Source organism: Psychrosphaera aquimarina (assembly GCF_032461525.1).
GTDB classification, from domain to species: domain Bacteria; phylum Pseudomonadota; class Gammaproteobacteria; order Enterobacterales; family Alteromonadaceae; genus Psychrosphaera; species Psychrosphaera aquimarina.
This window is the reverse complement of sequence record NZ_JAWCUA010000010.1, coordinates 198,555-224,365: the sequence shown is the minus strand read 5'-3', so window position 1 is coordinate 224,365 and position 25,811 is coordinate 198,555. Positions and strand designations below refer to the sequence as shown.

Genomic DNA, 25,811 nt, shown 5'->3' with positions numbered 1-25,811 from the left:
TTGCCGTTTTTATTAGCTATATCAAAGACGTTAACCTTTATTGAGCCTATTTTTTATTAGTTTATCAACCACACTAGGATCAGCTAATGTGCTGGTATCACCTAAAGTTTCGTATTCATTTGCCGCTATCTTACGCAATATACGACGCATGATTTTACCTGAGCGTGTTTTTGGTAAACCGTCGGTCCATTGGATCATGTCAGGCTTCGCTATAGGGCTTAAATCCTTAGCAACCCAATCTCTCACTTCCTTAGTCAAGGCATCGGTTATTTCCACTCCATCTTTTGCAATCAAATACACATAAATCCCCTGACCTTTAATATCGTGAGGGTAACCAACCACAGCGGCTTCTGCAGTTACAGGGTGTGCTACTAATGCACTTTCAATTTCAGCGGTTCCTAAACGGTGTCCCGATACATTTAATACATCGTCTACACGGCCGGTGATCCAATAATAACCATCTTCATCACGACGTGCGCCATCTCCAGAAAAGTACTGATTTTCATACGTTGAGAAATACGTTTGCTCAAAACGTTCATGATCACCATACAAAGTACGGGCTTGAGCTGGCCAACTGTCAGTGATAATTAAATTACCTTCTGCAGCCCCTTCAAGGATGTCACCTTCGTTAGTGACCAAGGCTGGTTTTACACCAAAAAATGGACGAGTGGCAGAACCAGGTTTAAGCTCTGTAGCGCCTGGTAATGGCGTAATCAATATGCCACCGGTTTCTGTTTGCCACCATGTATCTACGATCGGACAGCTACTGTTACCAATTGTTTTATGATACCAATTCCATGCTTCTGGATTAATAGGTTCACCCACTGAGCCTAATAAACGTAATGAGCTTCTATTGGTCCCTGCAATTACTGAGTCACCTTTTGCCATTAAGGCTCTAATGGCAGTAGGCGCGGTATAAAGTACGTTCACATTATGTTTATCTACCACTTCACTCAAACGCGAAACATTTGGGTAAACGGGAATACCTTCAAACATTACCGTAGTGACACCATTGGCCAATGGACCATAAATTAAGTAACTATGACCTGTAATCCAACCAACATCAGCACCACACCAATAAACATCACCTGGTTTACAATCAAATACATATTCATGGGTCAAAGATGCATAAACGAGATAACCACCCGTTGTATGTAATACGCCTTTAGGTTGGCCAGTAGATCCAGAGGTATAAAGAATAAATAAAGGATCTTCAGCATTCATTGGCTCTGGTTCACAAACACTTTCACAATCCGCTAAGTGTTCGTCCCACCAGATATCGATGCCATTTCGTGCAGAGTCTGCATCATGCCAATCGACTTTTGCCCCTGTGTACTTCAAACATAAAACCGCTTCTAAGCAACTTGTATCGGCTCGATTTAAGGCTTCATCGACATTGGCTTTTAACGGTATCGTTTGACCACCACGTAAGCCTTCATCCGATGTAATAATCACTTTTGACTGGCAATCTTTGATCCTATCCGCTATCGCATTTGGCGAAAAGCCAGCAAAAATAACAGAGTGAACTGCACCAATACGAGCACAAGCCAACATGGCATAAGCGGCTTCAACTACCATAGGCATGTAAATAGCGACTCGGTCGCCTTTTCCTACACCTAACTTTTTAAGTCCATTGGCCAATTTAGCCACTTCATCATGTAATGTTTGAAAACTGATGTGAGTAGATTTACCGCCATCATCATTTTCCCAAATAATGGCGGTGTCATTGGCATGGGCTGCTAAATGTCGATCGATACAGTTATAGCTGGCATTTAATACCCCATCTTCAAACCAACGGATATCAACATTGCCTTTAGCAAAACTGGTATTTTTTACTTTGGTGAAAGGCTTTATCCAATCGATACGTTGTGCTTGTTCTTGCCAAAACTCGTCTGGATTTTCGATAGATTGTTTATACATAGCTGTATATTCAGCATTATTTAATAGAGATATCTCTTTATAGGATTCAGGTACTGGAAAAATTTCTGACATGCGTTACTCGTGTTTTTATTAATATTATTCTTATCAACCGCTTAATTAGTATCACTCAATGATGATGCCTAATAAGCTACCACTAATTTCAGTTACAAAAACGCCTAGATAAAACTAGGCGTGTTTTCATTTTAATAGGGTTACCAGGTACGTTTTTTATGACCAACTAAACCATAATACAAAATATAGCCATAACATAAGAAACCGACGATATAACCCAAACTGGTGTCATTCGTAACATGAGCTATTTGACCAAATACCAAAGGTAAAATAGCACCACCAGCAATACCCATGATTAATAATGCAGAACCTTGAGCCGTATGTTTACCTAACCCCATCAACGCAAGTGGCCAAACTGCAGGCCACACTAATGCGTGGGCTAGGCCGAGTAATGCAACAAAGGTAACCGTATTAGGAATAACTGCAATCCCTGTCCAACCCCATAATACATCAGCAATAGCGGTACTTTCAGTTGAGCTTGTTAAAACACCTATCACACAAAGGATCCCAGCAATGGCTGAGCCAAGTAAAGCTTGTTGTTGGCTAATGTATTTAGGAATACAAGTGACACCTATCACGTAACCAATAACCATAAACACCATAGTGTAAGACGTTAACCCCGCAAAATTGGCAACTTCAAGGCTTTGACCATATAAACCAATTGTGTCACCAGCAATAACTTCAATACCAACATAAAAGAATATAGCAATCGCACCTAACACAACTTGAGGAAATGACATGATGCTGCGGCCGTCATCAGTAGACTCTTCATCTTCCAGCTCTAATTCTGGTAGATTTGAAAACTTGATAAAAACAACCAATGCCGATAAAACTAATGCCATTGCGATATAAGGCATGATCAACGCATTTGATAATTCATCGATTTTAGCTTGGCGCGCTACATCATCTAAGCCTGCCATGTAAGATTCTGAATAATCCCCCATTCCTGACAATACTAATGCAGTAAACATCGCTGGCGCTAACACACCTGCAGCTTTGTTTATTAAGCCCATAATACTAATACGCATGGCCGCACTGCTTTCTGGTCCAATTTTTACAACATATGGATTAGAGGCGGTTTGTAGGATAGTTAAGCCAGAACCTAAAACAAATAAAGCGGCTAAGAATACAATATAATTACCCGTTTGTGCCGCGGGGATAAACAATAAACTGCCAACAACCATGACGGCTAAACCTATCGCCATACCGTTTTTATAACCGGTTTTGTCTAATAATAAAGACATAGGTAACGCCATGACGGTGTAAGCAATATAAAATGCAAATGTTACTAACAGAGCTTGAAACTCATTTAATTCACAAATGATTTTAAGAAATGGAATTAATGACCCATTCAACCAAGTAACAAATCCGAATATGAAAAACAAAACACCAATGATCACCATTGGCATCATGTTACTTTTTACAACCTTATTGGGTTGCTCGTTTGCGATTGAAGTCATTAGACTCTCCCCTATGCTTATTTATCAGTGCTTAAATGCGATCCGATTTATTATTATTTTTAATTTTTGTGTTTATTGTTAAAAATAAACGATTTTAATCATTGGTATGAATTAACTTGCCAGCTATCCATGTTTTTGAAACGTTAAAGTCGTTAGTGAATACGGTTAAGTCAGCTTGTTTTCCAACCTGTATAGACCCCATTTTATTATCCACCGTTAAGTATTGCGCCGGATACAAAGAAACCATATTTAATGCTTCTTCTAAGGATAAACCTAAGTGTTCTACTGCGTTTTTTACGGCAGTGATCATATCTAAAGCTGAACCAGCTAATGTCCCTTCTGGGGTAGATAACTTATCGCCATCACGAATCACTTCTACACCAAAAAACTCAAAACCTTGCTGATCACTTCCAATCGTGGACATTGAGTCAGTAACCAATAACAATTTACCTTTTGGTTTAATTGCATGTGCAATTTTAGCAGAACCATAATGCATATGATGACCGTCTAAAATAATGCCACACCAAGCAGAGTCAGTTTCCAGTGCAGCACCCAATACGCCGGGTGCACGACTGGTAAATGGAGACATGGCATTAAACAAATGTGTAAAGCTATCAGCACCTAATGCAACTACCTCTTTTGCACGTTCATAAGTGGCATTACTGTGACCTAGAGATACTTTCACTTGATTATTTATCAGTTCAACGACATCTTCATCCGATACATTTTCAGGGGCTAATGTCACTATTTTTATACCCAAATCGGTACGATTAAATATAGCTTTTTCTCTATCGCCAATAGGACGAACTAAGGTTTCTTCATGCACGCCTTTTTTAGGAATAGATAAATGAGGTCCTTCAAAATGAATCCCTAAAATACCCGGGCTATTTTGTTTAACAGCATCACTAATTGCATCAGCGGCACGTTCCATGACAGACGCTTCATCTGTTATTAAGGTGGGCAATAACGCCGTTGTTCCAAATTTGGCATGTGCCGAGATCATAGTTTCTACCGTCTCAACACTCGGTTCAAAGTTAAATAACTTACCGCCACCGCCATTAACATGTACGTCAATAAAGCCAGCTGTTAATGTACCTGGGATATATTCCGCGTTAGGTAATACACCTTGATGGATGGCTATAATTTTATCTTGGTCAACTTCAACAGTTACATTGGTTAACAATGTAGAACCATCAAATACTTTATCGGCAGTTAATAACATATTGTTCTCTAAGATATTAATTAGTTAAACCTTAACCCATTTTATGACAACAATCAGTTACTTAATTGCAACTAAGCGACTGACTGATGTCAGATAAATAGTGTTGAGGTAATGACTAAATTATAACGTTTTAGTTACTTTATTTAGTCCAGCTGGTGCATCTGGGTCTACACCACGGCTTACCGCAACATGCGCTACATCGATATAAAAACGTTGTAATAATGTTAATGGAGCAATTCTATTAGCAATTGTGTTATTCGTCAGCGCAATATGCGTAACTGTTGCACCACGAGACTTAACTTCGTTAATTTGTTCATCGTGACTCGTTTTTGACTCATCCGCTAAGTCAAGGCTAATAATGTCTAATCCGCCTTCTACTAAAGTAACAGGACCGTGTAAAAACTCCGCACTCGAAAATGACTCAGCTTGAATACCACACACTTCTTTAAGTTTTAATGCAACTTCACGTGATAAGGCATAACCAAAACCACGACCCATAACCACAAGATGATCAACTCCAGCAACCGCTTCGGCTTTTAATTGAACAGGCTCATCAACGGTTTTAGCTAACACTTCCGGTAATTGATTTACTGCAGAAATGAGTGATTGATCATTTTTCCAATGCGCCACTACGTGTAATAAAGCAGATAACGTCGCTAAATAGCTTTTGGTAGCAGCAACGGCTTTTTCTTCACCAACATTAAGTGGTATAACAACATCTGCAATTTCAGCTAAAGGTGAACTTTGGTCATTGACCAATGCTATGCACAATGCACCTTGTTTTTTGGCAATTTCTGCTTGAGATAAGATATCTGGGCTACGACCGGATTGAGAAATAACGATAACCGCACTACCGGCTAAGTTTACTTCTGTTCCAAATACACTTTTTACTGATGGTGCGGCTGCTACTACAGGCGTCCCTGTTTCAACTTCAATTAAATATTTACCAAAAACACCCGCATGATCTGAAGAACCACGTCCAACCATAAATACAAACTTTGGTGCTAATTGACGTAATGTTTCACCTAATTTAATAACTGTCTCGTTGTTCATTTCAATTTGTTGTTGAATACGAGTTGGTGCTTCACGCGCTTCGCGTTCCATAATAGTGTTAGTTAGCATAATTAATTCCTAATTAAATTCTATGTTAAATCAATTCGTTAAATAGCAACTGCACAAGCAGAAGACTGTTGTTGTGCGTATAAAACCGCTCCTACTTCTGGTGGCTGCTCAGCCTCTTTCAGCTGACCCACAACTTCAGGGGATAAATATGGTTGCATTAAGGGCGATAACCCGCCGATAAGCGATAATTTTAGTGTTTTATCTTGAAGTAATTTCGTTGCTAAAGCAGACAAGTATTCAGCACCAGATTTCAATATGTTAACGGCATGTTGATCATTTAATTGTGCATGTTGCACAACTAAGGGAGCTAATCGTCCAAATTCTGTTGGTGTGAAACCAGATACTGTTTGGGCCAATTCAATAGCTGTAGTGATTTGATAATGTTTACAAATCGCTTTAATAAAATCAGTTTCTGGTTTTAAACCATCTAATACTAATAATGCCAATTCTATTGACTTGTAGCCAACCCAAGCACCACTACCAGCATCACCGACAGGAAATCCATGACCGCCCATTTCTTTTAATTTGTTATTTTGACAAACCAATGCACTTGACCCTGTACCGATGATCATCACTGCGCCATCTTTACCACCATGAGCCCCCATACAAGCAATATGTAAGTCAGTGGTATAAAAACTTTGTTTAAACGGCGAATTCCAACGTTGCATTTCTGTCATACAAGCTTCAAGGTTTAAACCGGCCAAACCGATGCCTGCAATTAAATTAGCCTTAAAATCAGGAGTAAGTCCAACCTGAGCCAATGCAGTATCCGTTGCTTCAATAATGTGTTGTTGTGCTTTTTCAATCCCACGTAATACATTGGCTGGACCTGATACGGCGTCGGCGATTACTCCGTCTTCGTTAGAATAAAGAATCGCTCGACATTTACTGCCCCCACCGTCGATACCTAAATAAAGTTGTTTATTATTGTATTTTTCTTTACTCATTACTGATCCAAACTATTAAATAAAAAAATGCTCATCCGTGAGCTAACTTCACCACAACATGAATTAGTACCGTCACCAAATGACAGCGCTGTCATTTAAGTTAACACAAGAATAATTTTGGTCAAGAAAGAATCGCTATAATTTTATACTTTTCAGATAATTTATTGTTATTAAAGACATTAATTTTTACTAATTGAATGACTTTTTATGTTTCAAGATAATAAAATTGGTCTTTTGACAAACGCTGTCATAAGACCAGTTTCATTTAATATCTCTTTAATTAACGGCTAATGCTCTTCCTTTACGTCGGCCATTAATGCTAATAGTTCGGACAAAAACTGGTGTATTAACTTCTACTTCACCTGTATATTTTGTCCAACCAGTATCGGCATCTTTGTATTCAATTAATACCCCCACAAAGGTAGTATTGGCTCTTAATACACCATTCTCAATTACGGCACCGACCGTTGGTAATCGGTAATATAGGTCCGACAATTCCGCTTTGTATAATGTTTTTGTCGCAATATGGTTGGAAAAACGTTGCCAATCAAGATCTCTATTTTTATACATTTCATCAGTGATATAACTTGTATCTTGACTGTACTTTTTACCATCATAATCATAATCAAGTTCCCAATCAGCTTTGTGCCATGCTCGTTCTGCTAATGCATATAACCGTGGAAATATCATGTATGAGGCTTGATCATCAGAGCGAACACTTTCGCTCCAAAACTGCCCTTGCATACCAACAAAACCTTTGCCTTTTTCCATAGGTTTATGAGTTATCTCGCCCTTATCATTTGTTTGGACCGTATCGTCAGATACAAATGCATTTTCTTCTCTATCTTTCATAAACTCAGCGTTAGCTGGTAAATTCTCTGGCATAAAGTTAAATACTTTATGGCTATTTATATGGCGGGATGCCCAGTAATAGCCACGTTCTTTAGAGTCTGCTTCATACGGAAAATCAAAGTACAGGGTTTCTGGTGTTGAGATTACGACCTCCCAGCCTCTATTAACTTGCTCGTGTGCAGCTTTATGACCACCCCACATTAATGGGGTCCAAGCATTAGATTGAACAACTTTAGGCATGCGTTCTTTTTTAGTATGGCCCATGCCATCATTCCAACCCGCAGCTTCTATGCCTCGTTTGGCCAACAATCGAGAAACTCGCTCAACAAAATAAGCAGCAATATCTTCCGCACTTTCAATACCAGTAACGTTATCTTTAAGTAGTTTTTTGCAAGCGGTGGATTCTAACCAAGCCCCAGCAGTTTCGTCTGCACCTATATGGTAACGAGTTAATTTATTTTTGGCTTGCTCGTGCATATTCGTCAGTTCATCTACCACTTTACCGATAAAATCATACGATGAATCCATACAAGCATTGATTGTATTATCATTGTAAAACTGCACTGAACTATAAACAGTACTGTCTTCAACATCATGTAATACATATTGATTTGCTAATTGAGTTTTACCTTGAGACATCAGTTTATTATGGCGAGCTGTCATCGCTTTAATGGCGGCTCTTGAATGACCCGGCATATCCATAGATGGAATAACTTGTATATGACGAGCCGTTGCAAACGCCAAAATCTCTTTATAGTCTTCTACGGTATAATAGCCATTAACATGACTATCTCTGTTTGGGCCTGAGCCAAGTTGGGGTAATAAGCAGTTTTGCTCTGTTAAATCATGGCAACGGTAACCACCAATGTCGGTTAATTCTGGTAGACCGGATATCTCAACACGCCAACCTTCATCATCAGCTAAATGGAAATGGAACTTATTCAGCTTGTATGCTGCCATCTGCTCTAATACTTTTAAGATAAATTCTTTAGATTTGAAGTTGCGAGAAACATCCACATGCATACCTCTAAAATCAAACCTAGGTTCATCTTTTACTGTTAATAAAGGTACAACGGTTGATTTAGGGGTTATTAAACTCGACAAACTTTGCAACGCATAAAAAGCCCCCGTATCACTACCGGCTTCAATGTATATTTCGCTTTCATTAATAATGAGTTCATATGCTTCCCCTTCTAAACCAGGCTGATTTTTTATCGTTACGTTTATGCCTGTAGTGCTTTGAGAAATGCCCAACAATTTTAATCGACTTAACGCCGCTGCTATTCCTTCTTGGCTGATACCTACTAAATTAATCTTTAAACCCGATTTAAGATCTAAGCTTTTGTCAGTACTATCAACAATCACAGATTTTGGCGTTGGTAAAATGGAGGTTGTTACATCACGTGTAACATAATTAGCTTGGTTCTCTTTATATAACCAAATAGCAGTAGCAGGTTGAGTGTTATCTGCTTCGGTACGTTTAAAGTGATGATCTTGTTCAGTTAACGGAATTGAATAAGGTAAAATCTCAAGTCCTGTTTCTGCATCTTGCTGCGGTTTGGTACTTAATAAAACGTGAGGAGTTTGATCGCTACCAACTATATAATAATTAGGCATCATGTCCGTCTGAGCCAAATGCCAAAATGCACCTCGAAATGGAATAGTATACGTCTGCCCTGCAATAACCCCTGTGTAAGACTGACTTGGTGTAATAGTGTGCATATCACCATTTACATGGGTTATATCAAACTCTTCGCTGCTTTCTTGTTGAATTGGCCCCATGTTACTGAAATATATTTTCCAGTCTTTGTCATTAAATGAAACGGGAGAAGTTAATCTAATTTGAGCCTGAAAACACAATCCGTCGACTACATTAGGATCACAATTATCATCGCTACGATTTGTAATAATTTCATATTTCACTTCAATATTTTTAGCAAAATTTGCAATTGAGCTTTCAGCATTAATGCTATTTTCAGTTTCATTTTGCTGAATACTATCTGGCTGACAACCAGTTAATACTAAGCTAAGCAAAGGTAATATAAGTGTATATCTTCGTTTCATTTGAGACTCCCGCACTAAGTTATTCAAGCTCAATATCTAACAGGCAATTTTAAGACTAGATAGACAAAGTCACTAAATTTAAATTTATTATTTCTATTAATAATTTAAACATAACAAAGAATGACAACGCTGTCATTCTTTGTTATGTTTAAAATTCATTCTATTTTAAATTCGCCTTTACTTTTAGGCTGCATGTAATTCGTTATGAATAAATAGGATGAAAATTAAAATATCTACAATCCGTATAAGAGTATAATTATGATGAAAACAAATACCCTTGGAACAAAATTAAAACTCGCATTATTTGTTCTAACTGCAATGTTAGCTGGCTGTAATAGTGACAAAAAAGATACTGTTGTAGAAATAACACCAGAAAGAACAGGTCATTCTGTAGCTCGTATGTGGAATGAGGTCGTATTGGATGCCATTAGAAATGACTATGCACGCCCTACCGTTCATGCACGAAATTTATTCCACATATCTTCTGCTATGTATGACTCGTGGTCTATTTATAACAACAAAGCGACGCCATTATTATTTGGCCAAGTGTTAAATAGTTATGAATGTAAATCCGTTGATGTTGAAATACCGGAAGATGCATTGCCATCACAAGAAACGGCTATTAGTTACGCAACTTACCGTTTGATCTCACATCGCTTTGCTAACTCACCAGGTGCTGGGTTTATTCAAAATGAAGCTGACGTATTAATGAATGATTTAGGTTTAGATACGGACTATGACTCTCTAGATTATATAAATGGTGAAAATAAAGCGGCTGCATTGGGTAACTATATCGCCAATTGTTATATTGAGTTTGGATTAACCGATGGGTCAAACGAACAAAATGACTACGCAAATACAAGTTATAAACCAATTAATCCCAACATAAAACTAGGTGATGCCGCACCTGGTAACCCTAGTGTGATTGACATGAATCGTTGGCAACGAATTGAATTAGACAACTTTATTGATCAAGCAGGCAACTTAGTCACCGGCATTCCTGAATTTTTAGGAGCTGAATGGGGACAAGTAGTACCATTTGCACTGTCAGAAAATGACAAAGTAACGTTTAATCGAGACGGTTTTGACTATCAGGTTTATCACGATCCTGGACAACCACCATATATTGGGGGGTATTATCAGACCAATATAAATGGGGATTTTCAATGGTGTCAATTTGGTCTAGCCATCTTGATGAATCTGATGACACTATGGTTGATATTTCACCAGCAAGCTTAGGCAACATCCAATCGTTTCCCGCTAGTGTTGAAAGTTATGATCAATTTTATAACTTTATTGACGGAGGTGATTCAAGCCAAGGTTATGCGTTAAATCCATCAACAAATCAGCCTTATGAACCTCAAATGGTACCCAGAGCAGATTACGCAAGAGTACTTGCTGAATTTTGGGCTGACGGACCATCATCTGAAACCCCTCCAGGCCACTGGTTCACAATTTTAAATACAGTTAGTGATCACCCACAATTAGTTAAACGATGGTCTGGTCAAGGTGAAACTCTTGGAAACCTAGAGTGGGATGTTAAAACATACTTTGCCTTAGGCGGAACTATGCACGATGCGGCAATTGCAGCTTGGGGAGTTAAAGGTTGGTACGACTATGTACGTCCTGTAGCCGCCATCAGAGCAATGGCTGATTTAGGCCAAAGCACAGATGAGAACTTACCTTCTTACCATGTAAACGGTATTCCATTAGTTGACAACTATATTGAGTTGGTAACAGAAGGCGATCCATTGGTTGGTGAAAATAATGAACACCTGAATAAGATTAAACTTTATGCCTGGAAAGGCCCTAGTTACATTGAAGTGCCATCTGAAGATGTTGCTGGTGTTGGTTGGATTTTAGCGGAACGTTGGTGGACGTATCAGCGTCCATCATTTGTCACACCTCCTTTTGCAGGTTATGTATCTGGACATTCTACTTTTTCAAGAGCGGCAGCTGAATTAATGACACTTATGACAGGCGATGCATACTTTCCGGGCGGGATGAGTGGATTTGATATCAAAGCAAATGAGTTTTTAGTGTTTGAACGAGGCCCTAGTGTTGATATGACTTTACAATGGGCAACATATAGAGACGCGTCAGATCAATGTAGTTTATCTCGAATTTGGGGCGGTATTCATCCTCCCGCAGATGATATACCAGGTAGAAAAATGGGGTTGATTATTGGCCCAGAATCATTCGAAAAAGCCAATGCCATGTTTAACGGCAATTAATATCTAAAGGTTTACAAAATGTTAAATAAGTCTGCAATTTTGTTTTTATTTTCTGTTTTTTTATCACGGCATGTAGTGATAAAAAAACTGAATCACCAATAGATAATGAACAGTTGGAAGAGCCTGTCGAGGTCGTTTTGTCTTTCACTGATATTAGTTCAGCTGCAGGCATAACCCTGTTCCATTCTAATCGGCTTGGAACAAATGCCACTATGCCATCCATGTTCTCAGGCGGTGTTGCAGCAGAAGACTATGATAACGATGGTGATATAGACTTATATTTTGTTAGTGGAGAGTCTAGTCAAAATCACTTATACCAAAATCAAGGAGACGGAACCTTTGTCGATGTTGCACAACAAGCTGGCGTGGCTATTAATGGCAAACGAACAAGTGGGCCAACCTTTGCAGACATTAATGGAGACGGTTATTTAGATTTAGCGCTTGGAGCAGTAGATAACGAAAAATTTCATCTATTTTTAAATAACCAAGATGGAACATTTACCGATATTACCGCTACGTCGGGGATACAATTTACCGCCCCAAATACAGTTTCAATCACATTTTCAGATTTAGAAAACGACGGTGATTTAGACATGTTTGCCAGTCACTGGGGACATGATTTAGCTGAAGGTGATAGTTTAGAAATGATTTGGCGAAATGACAGCCAAGGCGACCTAGTGTTTTTTACGGATATCAGCACTGAAATGGGATTATCTACTATTTACCAAAATCAATTTGATACCGCTGACAACCCTGACGCTGAAGCAGACTCATCTTTTGTTCCAAGCTTGAGCGACATCGACTCAGATGGTGATATGGACCTGCTTCTTGTGTCTGATTATGGTCTCACTAAATTACTTCGTAACAATGGACATAATTTTGAGTTAGTCGAATCTGATAGCATCATAGATCAATTTGGTATGGGGTCGGCGGTTGCAGATATCGACAATGATGGTGATATGGATTGGTTTGTCACTAGTATTGCCGAAAAAGAATATAGCGGTGAAGATAAAAACCCTACAGAAGGATATAGGGGTAATACGTTATACAAAAATGATGGCTTAGGTAACTTCAGTAATGTTTCAATTTCTGCAGGAGTGAGTGACGGTGGTTGGGGATGGGGAGCCTGTATTGCAGACTTCAATAACGACAGTTTACCCGACATTTTTCATGTTAATGGTTGGGGTCAAAATGGTCAGTTATTTGTGATGTTCCAAGATGACAAATCAAGATTATTTATCGCTCAACAAGATGGTACTTTTATAGAACAAGCCGTTAAACTCGGTATCAATGACGAACATCAAGGACGAGGGTTAAGCTGTAATGATTTTGATAATGATGGGGATATTGATATAGCTGTATCAAACAATCAAGGTCCAGCCAAATTATACCAAAACAACCTCACGGGGCAGAATCAATTCTTAAAAATTAAACTCTCAGGAAACTCACCAAATACTCAGGCTATTGGAGCTTTGGTAGAAGTTATTGTCAACGAATCGTTAACGTTAACCAAAGAAGTTCGTATCGATAATAACTTTGTTTCACAAAATGCCAATGAACTGCATTTTGGATTAGCCAATAATAATACCGTAGAAAAAATAATTATCACTTGGCCAGATCAAACGATTACAGAGCAATCTAATGTAAGCTCAGGCCAAATCGTTAAGATCTCTCAATAATAAAAATTGCCTCAATCTTCTTTGGGTTGAGGCATTTATGATTACCTTTCTTTTAGCTAGGCCATTTATCTTTATACATGCCCTTTAACGTAGAGACATGATCTGGGAACACGTCATCGACTAATTGCCCACAATAATTTCGTGATTTAGTGTAATCAAACACCTTATTTAACTCTGTCGGTTGTATGTTATTTGGCGTTGGAAAATGCCCCATTCCCATTAATATTACGTACCAAGATGGTCGTAAGTAGACTAAATAATTATCTAGTCTATCCAACATATCTTCAAAGTTACCGTCACCATTCCAAGCCGCTAACAACTCAGTTAAAGTTTCTGATTTTTTAGCATTACGACAATCACGCCAGTAGTCTGTGTCATTTCGAGAATTTAAAACATAATGAGCAACAATATAATCTCGTATGCCCTCCATCATGTTATTTACTTTGTTATTAAATACAGTGTATTTGTCATTTTCATTTGGCTGATCAACGGTCGATATATATTGTTCAATCGTATACTGCACTAACATTAACGCTGTGGCTTCAAGCGGCTCTATAAACCCTTGAGATAACCCAACCGCCAGACAATTGCTAACACTATGTTGTTGTAAACGCCCTACTTTCATTTTCAAATGTCGTACTTTGACATTGTCGTCCGTTATCCCAAGGTGCTCTTTGAGCTCTTTTTCCGCCTCTTCTGAACTCACATAATCAGAACTGTATACATAGCCGTTACCATAACGATTCGCTAATGGTATTTGCCAAGCCCATCCATATTTTAATGCAGTGGAGCGTGTTTCTGGCGTTATACCTTCAGTAACATCAATATCTGTGGCTATTGCGACTGCAGAATCGTTAAACAAATTTTCTTTATAATGTTTGAATTCAACCTTTAACGCATTTTGCATTAAAAGGCTCTTAAAGCCTGTGCAATCCACAAATAAGTCTGCTTTATGTTTGCCGCTATTACTTGCTTCGACATATTCAATAAACGTGTCTAAGCCCTGCTGATTCACTTCTACATGTGAAATATCATCAATGATATGGTTAAGTCCGTTTTGAATCGCCCGCTTTTTTAAAAACTCGCCCAGCAAGCCGGAATCAAAATGATAACCATAATCGATATCTAAATTAGGGTATTTATTAGAAATGGGAGACGTTTTTTGCCTTGCCATTTGTGCTGTAACAAAATAATGATCCGGATGTGCATTTGCGGGAACGCCTTTTCTTTGTAATTTGCTGTTATGAAAAAAGGCTCTCCAGGTTTTATGTCTAACTCTGAGAAAAAAGGGTGAAAATAACTTTCATAGCCTTGTTTATCACTCCAGTTAGGAAATCGAATTCCAACTTTATAGGTGGCATTACATTGTGGCATCCATTCTTGATCTGAAATTCCTAGGATTTTAAAAAATTGTTTTAATGAAGGTGTCGATCCTTCGCCAACCCCAATAATTCCTATATTATCTGACTCAATTAATGTAACGTTAGCGCCAGGCCAATTATGCATAAATAAATTAGCAGCCATCCAACCTGCAGTACCGCCACCACAAATTAAGATATCATTTGGTCTTGTATTCATAACATTCCCTAACAACCCCAGTTAAACATTTTGGTAAATTAACCGGAAACAATTTTAGATACCGTTTATTAATTTACAAAAAGGTTTAATTATAAAAAAAGGCCAGTCAATGACTGGCCTATTAATCTAACAAGTAAACTTAAGTTTTAGAACTTGAAGTTTGCGCCTATGTAGAAACGACGGCCATTTTGGCTTTCAGTCGACACAACTTTTGTGCCTGTGTAAGCATAGTTTTCAACATCACCATCATTGATTAGATAGTTGTTGAAGCTTTCGTCAGTTAAGTTAACAATCTCAAATTTCACTGTGATGTTTTCAGAAACATCATAGCTTACTTGTGCATCCCACTGACCTGTTTCATCACGGAAAGTTGGACCAAACTCAGTGTTAGAAGTGAAGTACTCAGAACGGTAGTTATAGTTCAAACGAGCACTATACTCATCAGTTTCATAGAAAACACCTAAGTTATAAGCATTTTCAGAAACATCTGGGAATGGTACTGTTCCAGCTACATCGATGAAGTCGCCATCAACTTCTTGAACAGATACAAAACTACCTTCTGATGCGTCTACCATAGTGTAGTTAGCAAAGGCACCAAAACCGTTATCAAAGATATGTTGAACTTGCAATTCGATACCCGTGTAATCCGCTTCATCACCATTTTCAGGACGGTTAAGTTGGTTATATTGCACACCATCAATAACGTCACGTACCGTGTTGTTAAAGAAGAAGTTGGTGATGTCTTTACGGAAGAAAGTACCACTTACTAAAGATGAATCAGAGAAGTACCATTCTAAACCTAAGTCAAACGAAGTCACTTCTGTTGGTTTTAGTTTAGGGTTACCCATATCACCACGACCGGTTTCCGGCGTTAAGTTATACGCAGGAGCCATAGAGAATGGTGAAGGACGTGCAATACCTTGTGAGAATGACGCTCTAGCTAATACATCATCAGCTAGGTCATACGTTAAGTTAAAGCTAGGTAATATGTAGCTGTAATCATTTTCAACAACAACGGCATTTGCTGCTGCATCGTAACCGTTAGACGTTGAATCTGTAGATGTATAACGTAAACCAAAGTTACCGCGGTAGTTTTCACCTTCAAAGTTTGCCATTGCATATGCTGCAATAATAGTTTCTTCAATGTTAAACGACGCTAATGCTTGGAAGCTATCTTTATTTAGACACATAGTTCCGGCATCAACTAATGCAGCAGTACATTCAGGTTGAGCGTACATAGCAGCCATCATTTTGTCTTTATCAGGGTCAAAATAAGTTTGGCTATCTAATGAGTTACCGTCATGTGCAATATCAAGCAATTCGCCAGACCAAAAATCTGCCGCAGGACCTAAAGAACCAGCGCCCCATGCACCTAAGTTAGATAAATTATCTTGGTGACGTGTTTGCTCAAAGTTACGATCTTTTACTTTACCACCAAACTTAACCGAGGTAATTGGACCATATTCCACTTCAATAGTGACATCAGCTTGCGCATAAGTTTCTGCATCAGTTACTTCATTATATTGGTTGAATATACCACCTAACCACATTTGGTCAGTCGGATTAGACATCCAAGAGTTTGCGCCATCAAAGTCGATTGCTGGACCGTGAGCTGAAGGGTTTGGATTTGAGAAAATAATACCCGCACGATCGTCTAGTGGATCGGCCCAGAACTCAGTAAAGAAGTCATAAATGTCGCCTTTACCTTCTGTTGTACCAACTTGGAAATGTACTAAACCAAAGTCAGCTTCGTAATTGATGTTTAAATCAAATACAGACGTGCCCATTTTAGAGCCATCACGATAAATGTTATCATAAGCTAGGAATTGAGGTACCCAACCAGTTTGGTCTGGATCACCATAATAAGTCATAGAAGTCAGGTAACCATTTTCTGTTGTACCTTCACGAGCAAATTCATCACCCACTGCAATACCACGGAAAGGAATACCTATCATGTTTGAGTTGACGTTAGATGCTTCCATTTCAGAGAAAAGGTAATGACCTGTTACTTCTAATTTATCTGTCGCCATCCACTGTGCAGTAACGTCAAAGTTTACACGTTCACGATCTTGTTTGAACACAGCAGAACCAACCCCCCAAGGTGTAGAACCTTGTTCAGTTGCACCGGCAGGTGGAGTTACGCTAATTCTAGCAATACCAGGCCCGAACCAACCAAAGTCAGACTCTTGTGAATGACGTTCAACTGTACGATTTTGCATTGCAGCAGAAACCACAACACCAAATGTTTCTTCTTCATTTTTCCAGCTAGAAACAATAGAACCACTTGGATCCCACTGCTCTGGTAATGCAGAATATTGCATATCTACAGAACCAGCAATTGTGCCAGAGTCCATATCAAGAGGCTTACGTGTATTAACGATAACCGTGCCGCCTAGTGCACCTTCTTCAATATCCGCTTGAGGGGTTTTATAAACTTCTAGACCGCCAACCATTTCTGATGCAAGCATTTCGAAGTTAAAGTTACGACCTGTATTGTTTAATACAAACCACTGTGCAGTACCAACGGCTTGGCCGTTAAGCAAGGTAACGTTTTGGTTTGGCGTGAAACCACGAATTGTAACACCTTCGCCTTCACCAAAGTCACGACTGATTGTTACACCCGGGATACGAGAAAGAGTATCTGCAACATTTTTGTCAGGGAACTTACCAATATCTTCCGGAGTGACCGTGTCAACGATCGCATTAGCAAAACGTTTTTGATTTAAGTTCTTTTTATTACTTGCACGAATACCTGTTATCTCGATAGTTTCGATATCTTGTGCTTTTTCTTTATCATCAGCTGCAAAAGCTGTTGAAGTTGACATAGACGCAGCAATTGCTAGCGCTACTGTTGAATATTTTAGACGAGTGTTTTTCATCACTTGCTCCCGACGTTGTTGTTGTTTTTAGTTTATTATGTAAATGACAGCGTTGTCATTAAACTAAACTAGGATTGCTTAAAAGGCAATCAACTTTTCAATTAATAGTTTAACTTTTGACCTGAAATAATTACATCATACTGTTTTTAAAGAAAAAATAATTTTGAACTTTTTTGTACAGTGGGTGTTATTTAGACAAATATTTTCGTAAAAATGCAAAAACTGTCTACCGTTGTCAAATAAATGAGTGTATGGTTAATCCATAATAAAATTAGAATAATTAATATGAAGATCACAATCAGTGAAGTAGCTGTAAAAGCAGGTGTTTCTATAAAAACAGTATCTCGTGTTATTAACAATGAGATCGGTGTACGTTCGGCGACAAAAGATAAAGTACAAGCTGCAATGGATGAATTAAATTATCGTCCGAGCCAAGCAGCGAGAAGCTTAGCCAGCACGCAATCATTTCAAGTTGGGTTTATTTATGACAACCCTAATGCTTATTACATAATAGATATGCAAAATGGTATTTTGAATGTGTGCCGTAAACAAAACTACGAACTATTAATCCATCCTTGTGATGCTAAATCGGCCAATATTATTGACGAAGTTTTGTTTTTAATTAAACGTTCAAATTTAGATGGGCTGGTATTAACTCCGCCGTTATCTGAAAACCAACAACTCATATTTGAATTGCAGAAACGTAACGTAAAATTTGTAAGAGTTATATCTGGTAAAGGTATGGTTGAAGATGCAGCTCATTGCGTATATCTAAACGACCGAGCCGCAGCTTTTTCAGTAACCCAATATTTAATTGATCTTGGCCATAAAGACATTGCGTTTATTTGTGGTGATCCTGAGCATAAGTCCAGTCCCGAACGATTTGAAGGTTACCAACAAGCCCTAAGACAAAACAATATTAAAATTGAACCTAACTTTTTAATTGATGGTGAATATTCATTTGAATCCGGTGTTAATGGTGCAAAACAGTTATTGTCTTTGAAAAAACGCCCAACGGCTATATTTGGCAGTAATGATGAAATTGCAGCGGGTGCTTTATTTGCCTGTAGATTAGATGGTATAGATATTCCAACTGAGATATCCATTGTTGGGTTTGAAAACAGCCCATTCTCACGTCAAACATTACCAAAACTAACGACAGCAGATCAGCCTACTGAAAGTGTCGCGATTGCAGCCACACAATTATTGATAAACCAGATTAAAAACATTCCTACCAATACAGTAATTGAGTTTAATCCAGAATTATTAGTCAGAGAGTCAACCACCAACTTTAACGGTTGAAGCGATAAAACTGCAAAAACATCATAATACTCAGCAATTTATGCTGAGTATTAACGTCTGTTGTTCATTTAAGCGATTAGTACTGGGTACAATGAAGCAAGTAATAAAAAAGCCATAATTCCATTAAAGATCCGTAAACGTTTTACGCTCGATAATATTTTCTGCAACTTCTGTCCTAACACTACCCACACGCTAATTGATGGTAAGTTTACAGCGCCAAAAACTAACGCCACTATAATTACAGACTTTACATCTCTATCAGGTGCATAAATACCAATGGATGTTAAGGCCATGGTCCATGCTTTTGGGTTTACCCATTGAAACAAAACCGCTTGAATAAATGAGAAAGGTTTTGCTTTATTCGCTCTTTTATTTTCCGGTGGAGCGGAAGTCGCAACTTTATAAGATAAGTAAACCAAATAAACAATACTGCACCATTTTAAAATCATATAACTGGCTGGATACAAATCAAATACCTGCATTACTCCCATACCAACTAGCGCCACCATCAAAGTAAATCCAAGTCCTACTCCCATCATATGAGGTAACGTCTTGCGAAAGCCAAAATTAGCGCCAGAACTCATTAACATTAAGTTATTAGGTCCTGGGGAAATTGAAGATGCAAAAGCAAAAAGCACTAAGGCTAATATGATTTCTATGTTCACCGTCGTTCCGTTTTTTTATAAATACAGGAACACTACTATAATTCACTTCCAACGAAATTAAATTGCCTTTATTGTGTCATTTTAACGAAATAAGCAATAACTTATGAAAATTGACAATTTTAACCAACAAATATTGCAAGAATTAAAAAAGGACGGTCGGGTTAGCAATATTGATCTGGCTGATAGAGTTGGATTATCCCCTTCTGCCTGCTTGCGTAGAGTCCAAGAACTAGAAAGACAAGGTATAATCAAAGGTTACAAAGCCATTATCGATAATAGGAAATTAGGTAAAGGTTTTAGTGCTTTTGTTACGGTTGGTTTATCCGTTCATACCAAAGATTCACAACAGGCATTTGAACAAGCCATTGCGAAATCAGGCGAAGTATTAGAATGCCATAATGTAACAGGTTCATACGAGTATTTATTAAGAGTAGAAACAACCGACTTAGTGTCTTATAAAAGATTTCACACCGATGTATTAGGGGATTTGCCACAAGTAGCAACCATAAGTACCCATGTGGTTATGGAGTCTACTAAAGATAATAACGAATAACTGAATCAATTTGAGTTATTCGCTATTATCAAACAGTTGAGTGAATGGTTATTGTTTAAGTGTCAAAACGCCACCAAGTTTTAAAATCACCTGAGCTTGAATCCGCAAAAATATGTACAACGTATGTGTGTCCGGCTAATAATTGAGATTCCGGAGTGAACGTAACACGTTGCCCATTTACTTGGCTGCTCGCATTAATAACGTTTGTCACTAAATCATAACTGTCAATTGCGTCTAAAAAACCACAACGTAAACCAGGCCAAGTAATGTGGCATTCATCAGAGCCAGAAGGTAACTCGAATATTTCTATATTGATTGACGAAGGGAGGGTAAATCCCGATGCGAATGTCATTTCGAGATTTTCTGGGATGGTCGCGACTAAAACATCGTGAGAGGGAAACGTACTTTCAACATCTTGGTTAATGTTTGTATTGTCTACACATTCATCCGCGCAATAAGAATCCGAAGAATTTAATAAAATAGTAAAACGAGTATTTTCTGGGCCAGTTACCGCAGCAAAATACATCCCTGTTTTGGTAGCCACAAAACTCGCTTTATCCACCCCCTGGACTCAAGGAAGACTTGGCAACACGAGCTTCCATGGCTTGAGCGGAGTCTTCGCCACCAGATGAATCAGCAATATCCCAATAATCCCCTAATTGCTGCTCAGAACTAAACACTAATAAATCAGGATCATCATCACTGCTTTCTGGTGTTAATAAGAGTTGGTATTTTGTTCCGTCATCCACTGAAAAAGAAAATTGTGCTTCATCACCAGACAACGAACCTGTCACAGGCTCGCCAACCTCAAGTGTGGTCACCCCAGATAAACCATTCTCATCGTCACTATCTTCACAACCTTGAATCAGTGAAAGGCTGATGAGACATATAAATAAATACATTAACTTTGTTTTCATTTTTTTCTCCAATGTTGAATATATTACGGTCATAAATATCGAAAACACTCCGCTACTTTTATGAACATTACATATCAAGTTAGGCACATTTAATATAGTTTAGTGTACTTTTTATTTTTAAGTCAACGAAGTGAGCAATGGCAAATAAGATAATGGAGAAATTGTTTTCTGGTAAGAAGCGTGATAATTACTAGTTTTTATACTGTTTAGTAACTCTACCTGTCACACCGCATAATAATTCATACGCGATACTATTCGCGTGGCGAGCAACACGTTCAATTGGCAATCCTTCTCCCCATAATATCACTTCGTCACCCACCTTGATTTCCGTACTTTGACCTAAATCCACGGTGATCATATCCATAGACACACGCCCGACTAACGGATATTCAATTGAGTTTATTAACACTGGCGTACCATTTCCTGCATTACGTGGATAACCATCACCATAACCTATAGCGACCACCGCTATTTTTGTGTTTTGTTTAGCAACCCAAGTTGCGCCATAACCAACTGAGCCGCCTTTGGGAACATCACGGACCGCAATGACACTACTTTTAAGTGTCATCACAGGTTTTAAATCGTGTTCAGCGGCATCTGAGTCGGCCATTGCAGAAGCGCCATACATCATTATTCCAGGTCTAACCCAGTCAAGATGTGTTTCAGGTAAGGACATGATTGCTGCTGAATTGGCGATAGAACGTTCACCCTCAATATCTAAACAAAGCTGATTAAACAAATTAATTTGTTGGTTATTTAAAGGATGCTCCAGTTCATCGGCGCACGCTAAATGGGTCAATATGGTAGGGGTTGCTAATATATTTTTATGTTGTGTTAATTGGTTATAACAAGACGCCATCTCTTCTGGAGCTAGACCGATACGGTGCATACCCGTATCGAGCTTTAACCATACTTTTATTGGCTGCGGTAAATCCGCATTTATAAAATCAATTACTTGTTGCTTGTTATGAAGTACGGTTTCCAATTGTTTCTCAGCAATGATCATCAATTCATCTTTATCAAAAAAACCTTCCAATAAGACAATTGATTTTTTTACCCCCGCATCTCTTAACTTAATAGCTTCATCTAATCGGGCAACACCAAATGCATCAACATTCGTTAATGACTCTGCCACTTCTAAATAACCATGCCCGTAAGCATTTGCTTTTATCATAGCTAGTATTTTAGAAGTAGGCGCTAACTTACGAACTACCTCAACATTGTATAATAATGCGCCGATATTAATTTCAGCTACCGCGATTTTCATAAATTAATCGTCAAAAAAAGCATTACCCGAATAATTATCAAATCGGGAATAATGAAGTTGAGTGGTTAACCTAATGCGTCCAATTGGACCATTACGGTGTTTACCTATGATGATTTCAGCCGTACCTTTATCCGCTGAGTCTTCGTGGTAAACCTCATCTCGATAAATAAACATGATCAAATCAGCATCTTGCTCAATTGACCCTGACTCCCTTAAATCTGAGTTTACCGGACGTTTATCAGCTCGTTGTTCCAAACCACGGTTTAACTGAGCAAGGGCAATAACCGGGATTTCTAATTCTTTTGCTAACGCTTTAAGTGAAGCGGAAATATCTGCGATTTCTAAAGTACGATTATCTTTAAATTCTGGTGAGCGCATTAACTGTAAGTAATCTATCATTATCATAGATAAACCACCGTGTTCACGAGCGATTCTTCTGGCTCTTGAACGTAACTCTGTCGGGGTTAATCCAGACGAATCATCAATATAAAGCTTACCTTTCTCCTGCATTAAGCCCATTGTACTGGCAAGACGAGCCCAATCATCATCATCTAAATTACCGGTACGAACTTTGGTTTGGTCAATGCGACCTAACGAGGCCAACATTCTCATCATGATAGAGTCCGCCGGCATTTCTAAACTAAATACTAATGCCGGCTTATCTGAAGTTAACGCCGCCGTTTCTACTAAGTTCATGGCAAATGTGGTTTTACCCATAGATGGTCGTGCAGCCACAATAATAAGATCTGATGGCTGAAATCCACTGGTCATTTTATCTAGATCATTAAAGCCACTCGTTAATCCGGTTACACCATCATTGTCGGTACGCATTAGCTCTTCAATCTTGTCGACTGTCGACGATAAGATTGAGTTTAAGTCTTTTGGCCCTTCATTTTTATTTTCACGTTGTTCAGCTATCTTGAAAACACGTGACTCAGCAAAGTCTAATAACTCTTCACTGCTTTTACCTTCAGGGTTATAACAGGCATCGGCAACTTCATTTGCGGTACCAATTAATTCTCTAACGACCGCTCTTTCTCGAACAATTTCAGCATAGGCAACAATATTAGCCGCACTCGGAGTGTTTTTAGCAATTTCACCGAGATAAGCGAATCCACCCACGTCTTCTAAAATTTTATCTTTTTCTAATGCCTCTGAAACAGTGATCAAATCAATCGGATGGTTTTTGATCATCAATGACGCCATAGCAGCAAAAATTTGCTTATGTTGGCGTAAGTAAAAATCACCTTTTACGACTTTCTCAGCAACACGATCCCACGCATTATTATCTAACATAAGTCCACCAAGTACTGATTGTTCAGCTTCAACGGAATGAGGTGGGACTTTGAGCGATGCTATTTGAGCATCTTGTTCTTTTGCAGATTTAAATGATGACTTTGCCATGGGTTCGTTTCATACAACTAGGAGTGATATAAGACTGAACATTCTATCGGAATAACTGAAGTTATCAATAACTCAACTCAGTCTATTGTTCTATTTACTCATAAATAAAAGCCCCAACATGAATATCAATATTGGGGCTGGTAACTGGACATTTGTATTTTATCTATCGCTATTTTTTGTTAAGAGTCACATCACCACTGACTGTGTCTATTTGTACTTCTGCACTACCGGTTCCCATACGAAATCTCAATGATTCTCCAGGTCCGTATTTGGCTTCTCTCGATTTATCTTTTGTAAGACGGTTAGTGATATCCCCACCAGCATGGGTTTCGACATTAAAGTTTGCCGACACATCACCGTCAAAGTAAATACCCAGACCTCCACCAACGCTAGAAGCATTAAAGCGGGCATTTTTGTTTAAGCTTAACGTTGCATTAATGTAACCGTTTACGGTACTCACTTCTAGCTCATCTACTAATTTAGCTTTAATTTTAATTTCACCATTTACACTGCTAATACCAATTTCGGTAGCAGACGTATCTGTTTCAATCTCACCATTAACCGTTTCAATTTCCAACTCACCTTGGCTACCTTGATCGTCAATCTCGCCATTAACCGTATTTAGGTTTATTTTTCCGGTTAAACCTTTCGCATTAATGCTTCCATTAACGGTTCCAAGTGCAATTCTGTTATTCAAATTTGCCGCTTTGATATCACCATTTACCGTATTTAATTTAGTTCCGCCTTTTATCCCTTGGGCGTTAACGTCAACGTTTACACCTTCAAAGCGCAAACTATTATTATCAGGCATCATAATATCTAATTGGGAACCACCATCATCATTCCAATTACCCCAACGATTTTGAGGCATATTTACTTTAAAATAAACCTCTCCATCTTCATCAACTTGGATTGTGTATCCGTCTGCATCATCGGATAATTCGCCGGTAATTTTCACCTGATTTTTATCCCATGCTTTGATCACTACATTACCCGACATAACATCTACAGTGACTTTACCTTTAACTTGTGTTTCTACCAACTCGTTAACTTTTTCGCCTGCGAACACATTCATTGACAACATGCATAGCGCACCTAACATGCTCACTTTCCAACTTTGGTTAATCATGTTTTTCATCTTCATTTCCTTCCTGCTTTCTTTAAATTTGGTGGTAACGTTTTAATTGAGGTTTATAAGCTTGCTTAATTAAGCTTATTTGTTTTTGATAAACCTGATTTAACATTTTCATTAATGCCGGATCTTCCGGCTGACTTTCTAATGCTTTAATTAGAGACTTCTCCGCCCGTTCTAATTCCGCCATCGAGCTTTGCCAATTATTAATAATTGGGCGTTCTAAATTTACGTTTTGTAATAACTGTTTTTTCTGAATCTCATAACTTGCTACAAGTGGATTGAGCCAGTTGTTATGCATCGATTGACTACTTCCAGAACTTAACCAAATCCCTAAAACCAAGGCTATTGGAGTAAACACTGCCGCTATCTTGCCAATCTGAAACCAATTAACTTCATTTTGATATATATTTTGTTGAGGCGTCTTTGCAATCGCTTGTTCAATGCCTACCCACAAATCTCGATCTGGTGTTAACTCTTTAGGCAACTCATGCGCTTGAGCTAACACATCTTTTTGTTTGATATTGTCTGTACTCATAACA

20 protein-coding genes and 1 pseudogene are annotated in these 25,811 nt (G+C 38.4%); 5 read left to right on the top strand and 16 right to left on the bottom strand.

Features of this window, described 5'->3' with window-relative positions; genetic code table 11:
• Positions 1-30: 30 nt before the first annotated feature.
• The 6 genes from acs to RT723_RS12895 all read right to left on the bottom strand — a co-directional run bounded on the left by acs (position 31) and on the right by RT723_RS12895 (position 9,659).
• Entirely contained in the window at positions 31-1,992 is a 1,962-nt protein-coding gene (gene acs / locus RT723_RS12920; RefSeq protein ID WP_315947473.1) for an acetate--CoA ligase, read from the bottom strand.
• A 140-nt stretch (positions 1,993-2,132) separates the two neighbouring features.
• Entirely contained in the window at positions 2,133-3,452 is a 1,320-nt protein-coding gene (locus tag RT723_RS12915; RefSeq protein ID WP_315947472.1) for a sugar MFS transporter, read from the bottom strand.
• 94 nt (positions 3,453-3,546) lie between these two features.
• A complete protein-coding gene (nagA, locus tag RT723_RS12910; protein ID WP_315947471.1) occupies positions 3,547-4,674 on the bottom strand; it encodes an N-acetylglucosamine-6-phosphate deacetylase in 1,128 nt (375 codons plus the stop codon).
• Between the two features lie 120 nt (positions 4,675-4,794).
• Positions 4,795-5,796, bottom strand: coding sequence for a glucosamine-6-phosphate deaminase NagB-II (gene nagB-II, locus RT723_RS12905; protein ID WP_216056292.1), 1,002 nt, complete (start codon positions 5,794-5,796; stop codon positions 4,795-4,797).
• Positions 5,797-5,834: 38 nt separating this feature from the next.
• Positions 5,835-6,743: a glucosamine kinase nucleotide-binding domain-containing protein gene (locus tag RT723_RS12900; RefSeq protein ID WP_315947470.1), complete on the bottom strand. Its 909-nt coding sequence runs from the start codon at positions 6,741-6,743 to the stop codon at positions 5,835-5,837.
• 276 nt (positions 6,744-7,019) lie between these two features.
• Positions 7,020-9,659, bottom strand: coding sequence for a family 20 glycosylhydrolase (locus tag RT723_RS12895; protein WP_315947469.1), 2,640 nt, complete (start codon positions 9,657-9,659; stop codon positions 7,020-7,022).
• 258 nt (positions 9,660-9,917) lie between these two features.
• On the opposite strand from RT723_RS12895, the gene RT723_RS12890 reads away from it, so the two are divergent.
• The 3 genes from RT723_RS12890 (at position 9,918) to RT723_RS12880 (ending at position 13,572) form a co-directional block, all read left to right on the top strand.
• Positions 9,918-10,898 carry a DUF6851 domain-containing protein gene (locus RT723_RS12890; RefSeq protein WP_315947468.1) on the top strand — a complete coding sequence of 327 codons (981 nt, stop codon included), beginning with the start codon at positions 9,918-9,920 and terminating at the stop codon, positions 10,896-10,898.
• The gene (locus RT723_RS12885; RefSeq protein WP_315947467.1) at positions 10,826-11,893 is read left to right on the top strand and encodes a vanadium-dependent haloperoxidase; all 1,068 of its coding nucleotides are present in this window, start codon (positions 10,826-10,828) and stop codon (positions 11,891-11,893) included. Before RT723_RS12890 ends, RT723_RS12885 begins: the two co-directional genes overlap by 73 nt.
• Positions 11,894-12,030: 137 nt before the next feature.
• On the top strand, positions 12,031-13,572 hold the full coding sequence (locus RT723_RS12880; protein ID WP_315947466.1) for a CRTAC1 family protein: 1,542 nt from the start codon (positions 12,031-12,033) through the stop codon (positions 13,570-13,572).
• Positions 13,573-13,624: 52 nt separating this feature from the next.
• Here RT723_RS12880 and RT723_RS12875 read toward each other — a convergent pair.
• From RT723_RS12875 to RT723_RS12865, 3 genes and pseudogenes are all read right to left on the bottom strand, one after another.
• Positions 13,625-14,785, bottom strand: a pseudogene (locus RT723_RS12875) (tryptophan 7-halogenase); the annotation flags it as partial.
• A complete protein-coding gene (locus RT723_RS12870; protein ID WP_315947465.1) occupies positions 14,698-15,150 on the bottom strand; it encodes a tryptophan 7-halogenase in 453 nt (150 codons plus the stop codon). The pseudogene RT723_RS12875 and the gene RT723_RS12870, both read right to left, overlap by 88 nt.
• A 146-nt stretch (positions 15,151-15,296) precedes the next feature.
• Positions 15,297-18,029 (bottom strand): TonB-dependent receptor, encoded by a 2,733-nt coding sequence (locus RT723_RS12865; RefSeq protein ID WP_315947464.1) that lies wholly within the window; start codon positions 18,027-18,029, stop codon positions 15,297-15,299.
• Between the two features lie 285 nt (positions 18,030-18,314).
• Between RT723_RS12865 and RT723_RS12860 the strand changes: the two genes are divergently transcribed.
• Positions 18,315-19,331: a LacI family DNA-binding transcriptional regulator gene (locus RT723_RS12860; RefSeq protein WP_216056298.1), complete on the top strand. Its 1,017-nt coding sequence runs from the start codon at positions 18,315-18,317 to the stop codon at positions 19,329-19,331.
• Between the two features lie 68 nt (positions 19,332-19,399).
• Here RT723_RS12860 and RT723_RS12855 read toward each other — a convergent pair whose 3' ends face one another.
• On the bottom strand, positions 19,400-19,996 hold the full coding sequence (locus tag RT723_RS12855; RefSeq protein WP_216056299.1) for a LysE family translocator: 597 nt from the start codon (positions 19,994-19,996) through the stop codon (positions 19,400-19,402).
• A 103-nt stretch (positions 19,997-20,099) separates the two neighbouring features.
• Between RT723_RS12855 and RT723_RS12850 the strand changes: the two genes are divergently transcribed.
• Positions 20,100-20,549 (top strand): Lrp/AsnC family transcriptional regulator, encoded by a 450-nt coding sequence (locus tag RT723_RS12850; protein WP_315947463.1) that lies wholly within the window; start codon positions 20,100-20,102, stop codon positions 20,547-20,549.
• 55 nt (positions 20,550-20,604) lie between these two features.
• Here RT723_RS12850 and RT723_RS12845 read toward each other — a convergent pair whose 3' ends face one another.
• The 6 genes from RT723_RS12845 to RT723_RS12820 all read right to left on the bottom strand — a co-directional run bounded on the left by RT723_RS12845 (position 20,605) and on the right by RT723_RS12820 (position 25,807).
• Positions 20,605-21,093, bottom strand: a complete 489-nt coding sequence (locus RT723_RS12845; protein ID WP_315947462.1) for a hypothetical protein — start codon at positions 21,091-21,093, stop codon at positions 20,605-20,607.
• A gap of 10 nt (positions 21,094-21,103) precedes the next feature.
• Positions 21,104-21,466, bottom strand: a complete 363-nt coding sequence (locus RT723_RS12840) for a hypothetical protein (protein ID WP_315947461.1) — start codon at positions 21,464-21,466, stop codon at positions 21,104-21,106.
• A gap of 190 nt (positions 21,467-21,656) precedes the next feature.
• Positions 21,657-22,733, bottom strand: coding sequence for an alanine racemase (alr, locus tag RT723_RS12835; RefSeq protein WP_315947460.1), 1,077 nt, complete (start codon positions 22,731-22,733; stop codon positions 21,657-21,659).
• A gap of 3 nt (positions 22,734-22,736) precedes the next feature.
• On the bottom strand, positions 22,737-24,137 hold the full coding sequence (dnaB, locus tag RT723_RS12830) for a replicative DNA helicase (protein WP_216056303.1): 1,401 nt from the start codon (positions 24,135-24,137) through the stop codon (positions 22,737-22,739).
• 169 nt (positions 24,138-24,306) lie between these two features.
• Positions 24,307-25,275, bottom strand: coding sequence for a DUF4097 family beta strand repeat-containing protein (locus RT723_RS12825; RefSeq protein ID WP_315947459.1), 969 nt, complete (start codon positions 25,273-25,275; stop codon positions 24,307-24,309).
• 22 nt (positions 25,276-25,297) lie between these two features.
• A complete protein-coding gene (locus RT723_RS12820) occupies positions 25,298-25,807 on the bottom strand; it encodes a hypothetical protein (RefSeq protein WP_315947458.1) in 510 nt (169 codons plus the stop codon).
• Positions 25,808-25,811: the final 4 nt, after the last annotated feature.

Coding starts and splice junctions, on each gene's coding strand:
- acs (WP_315947473.1), bottom strand. CDS start 1,992: ATGTCAGAAATTTTTCCAGTACCTGAATCCTATAAAGAGATATCTCTA.
- RT723_RS12915 (WP_315947472.1), bottom strand. CDS start 3,452: ATGACTTCAATCGCAAACGAGCAACCCAATAAGGTTGTAAAAAGTAAC.
- nagA (WP_315947471.1), bottom strand. CDS start 4,674: ATGTTATTAACTGCCGATAAAGTATTTGATGGTTCTACATTGTTAACC.
- RT723_RS12900 (WP_315947470.1), bottom strand. CDS start 6,743: ATGAGTAAAGAAAAATACAATAATAAACAACTTTATTTAGGTATCGAC.
- RT723_RS12825 (WP_315947459.1), bottom strand. CDS start 25,275: ATGAAAAACATGATTAACCAAAGTTGGAAAGTGAGCATGTTAGGTGCG.
- RT723_RS12885 (WP_315947467.1), top strand. CDS start 10,826: ATGGTGTCAATTTGGTCTAGCCATCTTGATGAATCTGATGACACTATG.
- RT723_RS12895 (WP_315947469.1), bottom strand. CDS start 9,659: ATGAAACGAAGATATACACTTATATTACCTTTGCTTAGCTTAGTATTA.
- RT723_RS12870 (WP_315947465.1), bottom strand. CDS start 15,150: ATGAATACAAGACCAAATGATATCTTAATTTGTGGTGGCGGTACTGCA.
- nagB-II (WP_216056292.1), bottom strand. CDS start 5,796: ATGCTAACTAACACTATTATGGAACGCGAAGCGCGTGAAGCACCAACT.
- RT723_RS12860 (WP_216056298.1), top strand. CDS start 18,315: ATGAAGATCACAATCAGTGAAGTAGCTGTAAAAGCAGGTGTTTCTATA.
- RT723_RS12820 (WP_315947458.1), bottom strand. CDS start 25,807: ATGAGTACAGACAATATCAAACAAAAAGATGTGTTAGCTCAAGCGCAT.
- dnaB (WP_216056303.1), bottom strand. CDS start 24,137: ATGGCAAAGTCATCATTTAAATCTGCAAAAGAACAAGATGCTCAAATA.
- RT723_RS12890 (WP_315947468.1), top strand. CDS start 9,918: ATGATGAAAACAAATACCCTTGGAACAAAATTAAAACTCGCATTATTT.
- RT723_RS12850 (WP_315947463.1), top strand. CDS start 20,100: ATGAAAATTGACAATTTTAACCAACAAATATTGCAAGAATTAAAAAAG.
- RT723_RS12840 (WP_315947461.1), bottom strand. CDS start 21,466: ATGAAAACAAAGTTAATGTATTTATTTATATGTCTCATCAGCCTTTCA.
- RT723_RS12865 (WP_315947464.1), bottom strand. CDS start 18,029: ATGAAAAACACTCGTCTAAAATATTCAACAGTAGCGCTAGCAATTGCT.
- alr (WP_315947460.1), bottom strand. CDS start 22,733: ATGAAAATCGCGGTAGCTGAAATTAATATCGGCGCATTATTATACAAT.